Source organism: Erwinia sp. V71, assembly GCF_965644245.1.
Taxonomy (GTDB): Bacteria; Pseudomonadota; Gammaproteobacteria; order Enterobacterales; family Enterobacteriaceae; genus Erwinia.
This window is the reverse complement of sequence record NZ_CBFFRK010000170.1, coordinates 1-7442: the sequence shown is the minus strand read 5'-3', so window position 1 is coordinate 7442 and position 7442 is coordinate 1. Positions and strand designations below refer to the sequence as shown.

Here is a 7442-nt window from a genome sequence, read left to right as displayed (position 1 = left end):
CAGGATAGCTTATCGGTAGCTAACCGTCCCTCCATCCACATGACCAAGCGTTGCACTTATTATCTGAATTCGCGCAGTACCACTTTGATAACTCCCCTGCCGCGCACAAAATCCTCGCCAATGCGGCAATTCCGGTGGTGGAAATCGGCGGTGTTAACCGTGCGCCGATTGGTATCAGCGTCGGCTGCGATTACGCCAGCGCCGTGAAACTGCTGGTGCAGGAGATGATCGCCAGCGGCTACCGCAATCCTGGCCTGCTCTGCTCCCACGATCAGCAGAGCATCTTCCAGCAGATGCTGACTGGCTGGAACAGCGCGATGCTGGCGGCCAACCTGTCGCCGCATCGGGTGGTCAGCACTCCGCGCCCACCCACTTTCACTACCGGCCACAGCCTGCTGCCGGAAATCCTGCTCACCTGGCCAGAGCTGGATCTGCTGATTTGCACTGCCGATGATGTTGCCTGCGGCGCGATCCTCGCCTGCCATAATCAGGGCATTACCGTCCCACAGCAGCTGGCGATTGCCGGCATTGGCGGCAGCGAGCTGGCGGGCATCTGCTCACCGGCACTGACCACCATGACCGTCAGCTGGCAGGACATGGCGACCCGCGCAGCCGAAAACTTACTGGCGCTACTGAAAGGCCAGCAGGTGACGGAAATCAGCACCACCACTGCACGGCTGGTGAAGCGCGCCAGTACCTGATAGTTTTCATATTTCAGTCTGTTAGCCCAAAACCGTGACATTCGCCAGCCAGCCGCCTACACTTGGCCTGATTTGTTTTAAGGAAGCGTCAAAATGAGCGATAAGCCAAGAACGCCGCTATCCCTGCCCGATGGCGCGGATAAGCTGCTGCTGCACTCCTGCTGTGCGCCCTGTTCGGGTGAATTGATGGAAGCGATTCAGGCATCAGGCATTGATTACACCATTTTCTTCTACAACCCGAATATTCATCCGCAGAAGGAGTACCTGCTGCGCAAGGAAGAGAATATCCGCTTTGCTGAAAAGCATGGCGTGCCGTTTGTCGATGCCGATTATGACACCGATAACTGGTTTGAACGCGCCAAAGGGATGGAGTGGGAACCGGAGCGTGGCGTGCGCTGCACCATGTGTTTCGATATGCGTTTCGAACGTACCGCACTCTATGCATGGGAAAACGGGTTTTCCGTTATTTCCAGTTCACTGGGCATTTCGCGCTGGAAAAATATGCAGCAGATTAACGACTGCGGCCAGCGGGCGGCAGCGCCGTATCCGGGCATGAGCTACTGGGACTACAACTGGCGCAAAGGCGGCGGTTCGGCGCGCATGATTGAAATCAGCAAACGTGAGCGTTTTTATCAGCAGGAGTATTGCGGCTGCGTCTATTCACTGCGAGATTCCAATCTGCATCGAAAATCACAGGGGCGGCCACTGATCAAGCTGGGCGTGCTCTATTACGGTGATGAAGAAGAGTAGAAACAATTAAGGCCACGCAATGTGGCCTTAATATTATGTGAGAAATAACGTTATTTTTTCTTTTTCTGCTTTTTCAGCAACGCACGGATCTGTTTCAGTTCGCTGCTGCTCAGCTGTGTGGACGCCTCTTCTTCAACAAGCTGGCTGTCAACATCTGACGCCGCAGGGGCGGATAAGGTGGCCAGCAGTCGCTGACTGACTTCCTGACTGAGCGAGATTTGATTTTCCAGCGCCAGAGTTTTTAGCGTTTCTTTTAGCGCCGGGTCGATCTTAATCGTTAAACTAACAGTACCTGTCATACCTTTCACTCCTGGTTAAAGTCTCCATCACCGTAGCGTAGCTTGTGAAGATTTAACAGACTGTCATAAAAATTTAATATTCAGCAATTTGCGATGAAAAATCACGGAGTACCGACTCATCCAGCTGCCAGAGATCGCCCTGCAACTCCGCGCACAGTTTAGCGACATAGGTCACCAGAAAATCGATATTATGCTGCGCCAGACGTTTGCCTTCGGCGGTTTGCATGGTATCGGCTAAGGTAAACAGCTTTTTCTGGAAATGATCCAGCGTCCACTGCGTATCATCCAGCACCCGGTCTTTACCCAGCGGGTCATTACTGTCAAACAGTGGTCGCCCCAGCGCACCAGAGGTATAAAAGACGCGCGCCAACCCAATCGCTCCCAGCGACTCCAGCCGGTCAGCATCCTGGACAATTTTCGCTTCCAGCGTCAGTGGCGGTACGCCTGCGCTGAAACTGTGCGCATGTACCGCGTGTGCCACCGCGTCATACAGTTCCCCCGGGAAATCAGCGAAATCCTCACGCAGGATGCGGCGGGTTTCGGTGGCCGCCTGGCTGGAGGCCAGATGACGTTCAGGGTGGTTTTTCGGCAGGTTAACAATATCGTGGAAATAACAGGCGGTCAGCACCACCAGCGGGTTAGCATCGGTATCGCGCATAATGCGCTGTGCGGTTTTCCAGACGCGTTTCAGATGCGCCACGTCATGCGCCTGATCGTTCTGTGGCCAGCTTTTATACTGCCACTGTTCAAAACGGGACTGCCAGATTTCAAGGGACGTTGATGACATAGATTCTCCCTGTGTAACTTACTTATGAAAGCATTATCAGTTGCCAGCGCTGAGCAACCCTGCGCTGCTCAGTGATGTTCGTTTATAAGCGATAACTGATAACACTTTTATGACACGTAAGTAACGCTTAATGCAAGCCATGAAACACGAATAAGTTAAACGAGATCCAAATCAAATTTTGGCCGCAAAAAATGGCTGACGCGTGACGCACATTTCTTCTGCCCTTCGTTCAACTGATTTAATGCGACAGGCTCAAAAACATAAGCGTCAATAATGACGTAGCTGAGATTTTGCCGAAACCGGTTTCATGATTCATACCCTGACTAAATCGATTACACTTTATTAATAACTTAACTCAAATTTCCAGTCCGAAAGTAATAAAACACGCTAAATACTCGCAATAACACACAGTAAAACAGTAAGATATACAGCAGCGATTCCGACATTTGGGTTGACGATAACGAACCAGCTATTGCTGGAATTTGGGGTTATCCCTATAGTTGCTACGGGTAAATCTTTCCCCAGGCGTATTTGATTAGCTGCACTCATCATTTTTGACAAATAGTCGAAACGTTTCGCGCCAAGTGATGGTAGGATTTCTTTGCCTGATCATGGCGGGTAAAACGATCGGGAGTGCCAATAGTGAGTACAACGAGGTAAATCATGAAAGAACGGCCGATTCTTTTTTCTGATCAGCGCGTGCGCGCACTGCTGCTGGGTCAGCAAACGCAAACCCGGCGGATTATGAAGTCGCTGGCGTTTGCGCCGGGTCAGGATAACCACGAAGGCTGCTATGGCTTTGATGTCAGCAGCAACCAGCAGCGCGGACGCCATATGCTGGAAATGGCCGATCTGACCTACCAGTGCCCGTTTGGTCAGCCTGGCGACCGTCTCTGGGTGCGGGAAAGCTGGCGCGGACCGATTGTGCCGAAAGAGCTGTTAGCCGAGTACGAAAAATCGCCTGAGGCGTTTCGTGATACGAGTTACTGCCACTATCGTGCCGACAGCACGGAACTGAGTTCAGTGCTGGATGAAGATGTCGAGCAGTTTGGCTGGCAGACCGGCATTCATATGCCCCGCTGGGCCAGCCGCATCGACCTTGAGATCACTGCGGTCCGTGTAGAGAAAGTGCAGGATATCAGTGACGATGACGTCATGGCAGAAGGTGTGCAAAGCGATTCACACTTCCTGAACAGCTTTTTCACCATGAAAAATGAAGCGATTGCGCCAAAAGAAGCGTATAAGCAGGCATGGGAAAAACAGTATGGCACCACCAGCTGGGCCGTCAACCCGTGGGTGTGGGTGATTGAATTTACGCGCGTCTGATTGCGCGCCAGCACAGCAACCGGCCAGACTTTTCTCATTGCCAGTGACGCACATTGCGGCGCGAATCACAGACAGACACCGCAGTAAGTGATTGAATAGCCGCCTTGAATGCCGTTCCCCTGTCGGGCAAGATGCCGCAGTGAATCGCCAGCCAGGTCTCTTTTCTCTGCTTCCGCGCCTGCGAATTATCCGTTGCGGAAATGCCCGTGCTGCGGCATGTTAGTTACAGCGGCAGACGGGCAACCACAGTGAGCAGAAGAATGATTAAATGGCCGTGGAAAGCAAACAGCGATGATCCCCTCTCAGAACTCCCCTGGCAGCAGGCGCTGGCAGTGCCGGTCTTTGCCGCGCTGACGCCCGCCGACGAGCAGGCGCTGGTGCGTATGGCGCAGCGCTTTCTGCAGCAAAAACGCCTGATCCCTCTGCAACATGTCGAACTTGATGCGCTGAGCAGCGCCCGCATCGCCCTGCTGTTCTGCCTGCCGGTGCTGAAACTTGGCCTCGAGTGGCTGGATGGCTTCTACGAAGTGGTGATCTACCCTTCCCCGTTTGTGGTCGACGATGAATGGCAGGACGATTTCGGCCTGGTGCACAGCGAGCGCATTGTGCAGTCAGGGCAAAGCTGGCTGCAGGGTCCGGTAGTGCTCAACTGGCTCGATATTCAGGACTCCTTTGATCTGTCTGGCTTCAATCTGGTGGTCCATGAAGTCGCTCATAAACTCGATGCACGCGGCAGCGGCCATACCAATGGCGTACCGGCGATCCCGCTGCGTGATGTGGCGGGCTGGGAGCATGACCTGCACGCGGCAATGGACAGTATTCAGGAAGAGATTGATCTGGTCGGCGAGAATGCCGCGACGATTGATGCCTATGCGGCCAGCGATCCGGCGGAGTGTTTCGCCGTGCTGTCCGAGTACTTTTTTAGCGCTCCGGAGCTGCTAAGTCAGCGTTTTCCGTCACTTTATCAGCGCCTTCAGCGCTTTTATGGTCAGGACCCGTTAAAACGGCTGGAAAACGGCGGCTGGCAGCGGGAACATGGCGATACCGTACATTAAGCAGCCTGGCCTGCTGAAAGCGCAGCCAGTTGAAAGCTAATGTGTTTTTTGCTGTTGACAGGGTGTGATGCTACCGCTAATATTCGCCCCGTTCACACGATTCCTCTGTAGTTCAGTCGGTAGAACGGCGGACTGTTAATCCGTATGTCACTGGTTCGAGTCCAGTCAGAGGAGCCAATTTAAAGAAGCCAGATGTCTACGGACGTCTGGTTTTTTGCTTTCTATCAATTGGTTATCCCCTTCCCAATGTCTACCCACGTCTGTTAAAAAGTACTCAAAGCTACACCTCATTGTTGTTATATTCGTTGGTACAACGGGTTCGATTTGTTTTGTACCATCATGTGGAGGGCTGAAACATGGCGCTTACTGACGTTAAGATAAAAAAATCAAAGCACTCTGATAAGCCCGTCAAGCTCACTGACGGCTTTGGCATGTTCCTGCTTTTGCATCCAAATGGCTCAAAGTACTGGCGTATGCAGTTCCGCTTTGCAGGTAAACAGAAAACCCATGCGTTAGGTGTCTACCCGACCGTTTCCTTAGCGGAAGCCAGAGAACGTCGTGACGCAGCCCGTAAGCTACTGGCTAATGGTATTGACCCTTCTGCTAAAAAGCAGGAAGACAGGCTGGAAAACAGTGGCGCGTTCTCTTTTGAGACCATCGCACGACAGTGGCACAGCACCAATAAAAAGTGGTCAGCAGATTATGGAGCCAAAATTCTCCGCACCTTTGAAACCTATATCTTCCCTGTTATTGGCAATCGCCATGTTGCTGAACTGAAAACCCGCGACCTGCTGGTGCCGATAAAAGCGGTTGAGGATAAGGGGTTTAATGAAGTGGCTATGCGTCTGAAACAACGCACTACCGCTATCATGCGTTACGCTGTTCAGCAGGGCATTGTCGACTACAACCCCGCACAGGAAATGTCAGGGGCCGTTAACACGGGTAAACGTCAACATCGTCCAGCTTTGCCGTTTGAACGCTACCACGAGTTTTTAGGACGTGTTGACAGCTATAAAGGCCGGTTGCTCACCCGACTGGTGGTGAAACTCACCCTGCTGATTTTTATCCGTTCGAGCGAACTTCGGTTTGCCCGCTGGGCAGAAATCGATTTTAAAAAATCGTTATGGACGATACCGGAAGAGCGCAAAGCGGTTAAAGGCGTGAAAAACTCACACCGTGGAGCCAAAATGAAAACCCGGCATTTGGTGCCACTCAGTCAACAGGCCGTTACCATTCTCAGAGAAATACAGCAAATCAGTGGTGACCATGACTTCATTTTCATTGGCGATCACTATGCCGATAAGCCGATGAGTGAAAACACGGTCAACAAGGCGTTACGCACAATGGGCTACGACACCCGGAAGGACGTCTGCGGTCATGGCTTCCGTACAATGGCATGTAGCTCCCTGATAGAGTCTGGCTTATGGTCAAAAGACGCCGTTGAACGCCAGATGGGGCATCAGGAACGCAATAATGTTCGTGCTGCCTATATCCATCAGGCCGGGCATCTGGACGAGCGCAGACTTATGCTGCAATGGTGGGCTGATTTTCTCGATGCTAACCGGGAAGGCATGGTCAGGCCGTTTGAGTTTGCGCACAACGGATAATGTTAGAAGACCGAAAATGACGTTATATCGTTTAGCCATTAGATGTATTAGCTCAGACTTGATCTGACGGTACTCAGTGGCAAGACCCAATCAAAACTTACGGTCTTCAATTAGCAGGCCTTACAGATAGCGGATAAGATTTATACCATCAGTTGCGGACACGAACGTTTGTGGCAATATTTTCTAACGAGAAGAATTATGAAGTATCAGGAGACATTGCAGGGCTTATTGTTAGATGACCCTATAAGAATGAAGGCCCTTTGCGCCATTCAATCCTTAAAGCTCAATGATGGCTGGATTGGTGCCGGGTTTGTACGAGATGCGGTATGGGATCACTTACATGGTTATAAGCAAGTACAAATTTCTGGTGATGTGGATGTTGTCTGGTTCGATTCAGAACGTTGTAATCCAGCTCACGATAGCGACTTGGAAGAGCGGCTTTGCCAACGCTTTCCTGAGTTCGACTTTTCTGTGAAGAATCAAGCCAGAATGCATCAACGTAACGGTAATCTTCCTTATCTCTCAACAGAGAATGCGCTGCTGTACTGGCCTGAGACAGCCACGGCAATCGCCGTCAGAATAGGAGAGACGAATTTTCTTGAGATTATTGCGCCCTATGGACTTGATGAACTGTTTGAATTGCGCCTGAGACCGACTCCCCCATTTGAGCGTGAAAAACTTAATATTTTTAGGCAACGTGTCGCCAGAAAAGGATGGATGGAACGTTACCCTAAATTGCAGTTTATCATTCCTGAATAACGTTAGTGATATCAGCTACTGGCAAGTTGACCGCCAGATTAAGTTTAGCTCTATGCCGCAGCATTGTCAGATCAGGTCTGAGCTAAGGAAGGTGCGATTTAATCGTCAATTATGAGAACATAACCCTTTCTTTGACATAGACTTTTCACGATGCCCGC

General features: G+C 51.3%; 8 protein-coding genes and 1 tRNA gene. 7 read left to right on the top strand and 2 right to left on the bottom strand.

Annotated elements, in window-relative coordinates:
• The first annotated feature begins 50 nt into the window (after nucleotides 1–50).
• A complete protein-coding gene (locus ACSZO1_RS21055; protein WP_437616142.1) occupies nucleotides 51–701 on the top strand; it encodes a substrate-binding domain-containing protein in 651 nt (216 codons plus the stop codon).
• Between the two features lie 93 nt (nucleotides 702–794).
• Nucleotides 795–1451, top strand: coding sequence for an epoxyqueuosine reductase QueH (locus tag ACSZO1_RS21050; RefSeq protein WP_437616140.1), 657 nt, complete (start codon nucleotides 795–797; stop codon nucleotides 1449–1451).
• A gap of 50 nt (nucleotides 1452–1501) precedes the next feature.
• Here ACSZO1_RS21050 and ACSZO1_RS21045 read toward each other — a convergent pair whose 3' ends face one another.
• Together ACSZO1_RS21045 and ACSZO1_RS21040 are read right to left on the bottom strand one after the other, a co-directional pair.
• Complete coding sequence (locus ACSZO1_RS21045; RefSeq protein WP_437616138.1) at nucleotides 1502–1750, bottom strand: hypothetical protein; 249 nt, start codon at nucleotides 1748–1750, stop codon at nucleotides 1502–1504.
• Between the two features lie 73 nt (nucleotides 1751–1823).
• The gene (locus tag ACSZO1_RS21040) at nucleotides 1824–2537 is read right to left on the bottom strand and encodes a phosphohydrolase (RefSeq protein ID WP_437616136.1); all 714 of its coding nucleotides are present in this window, start codon (nucleotides 2535–2537) and stop codon (nucleotides 1824–1826) included.
• A 663-nt stretch (nucleotides 2538–3200) separates the two neighbouring features.
• Here ACSZO1_RS21040 and ACSZO1_RS21035 point away from each other — a divergent pair.
• From ACSZO1_RS21035 to ACSZO1_RS21015, 5 genes are all read left to right on the top strand, one after another.
• Nucleotides 3201–3863 carry a hypothetical protein gene (locus tag ACSZO1_RS21035; protein ID WP_437616134.1) on the top strand — a complete coding sequence of 221 codons (663 nt, stop codon included), beginning with the start codon at nucleotides 3201–3203 and terminating at the stop codon, nucleotides 3861–3863.
• Nucleotides 3864–4123: 260 nt separating this feature from the next.
• Nucleotides 4124–4918: a DgsA anti-repressor MtfA gene (mtfA, locus tag ACSZO1_RS21030; RefSeq protein WP_437616133.1), complete on the top strand. Its 795-nt coding sequence runs from the start codon at nucleotides 4124–4126 to the stop codon at nucleotides 4916–4918.
• 101 nt (nucleotides 4919–5019) lie between these two features.
• Nucleotides 5020–5095: transfer RNA gene (locus tag ACSZO1_RS21025), tRNA-Asn, on the top strand.
• 179 nt (nucleotides 5096–5274) lie between these two features.
• On the top strand, nucleotides 5275–6525 hold the full coding sequence (locus ACSZO1_RS21020; RefSeq protein WP_437616131.1) for a tyrosine-type recombinase/integrase: 1251 nt from the start codon (nucleotides 5275–5277) through the stop codon (nucleotides 6523–6525).
• Between the two features lie 198 nt (nucleotides 6526–6723).
• Nucleotides 6724–7284: a nucleotidyltransferase family protein gene (locus ACSZO1_RS21015; RefSeq protein ID WP_437616129.1), complete on the top strand. Its 561-nt coding sequence runs from the start codon at nucleotides 6724–6726 to the stop codon at nucleotides 7282–7284.
• The last annotated feature ends 158 nt before the right edge of the window (nucleotides 7285–7442 follow it).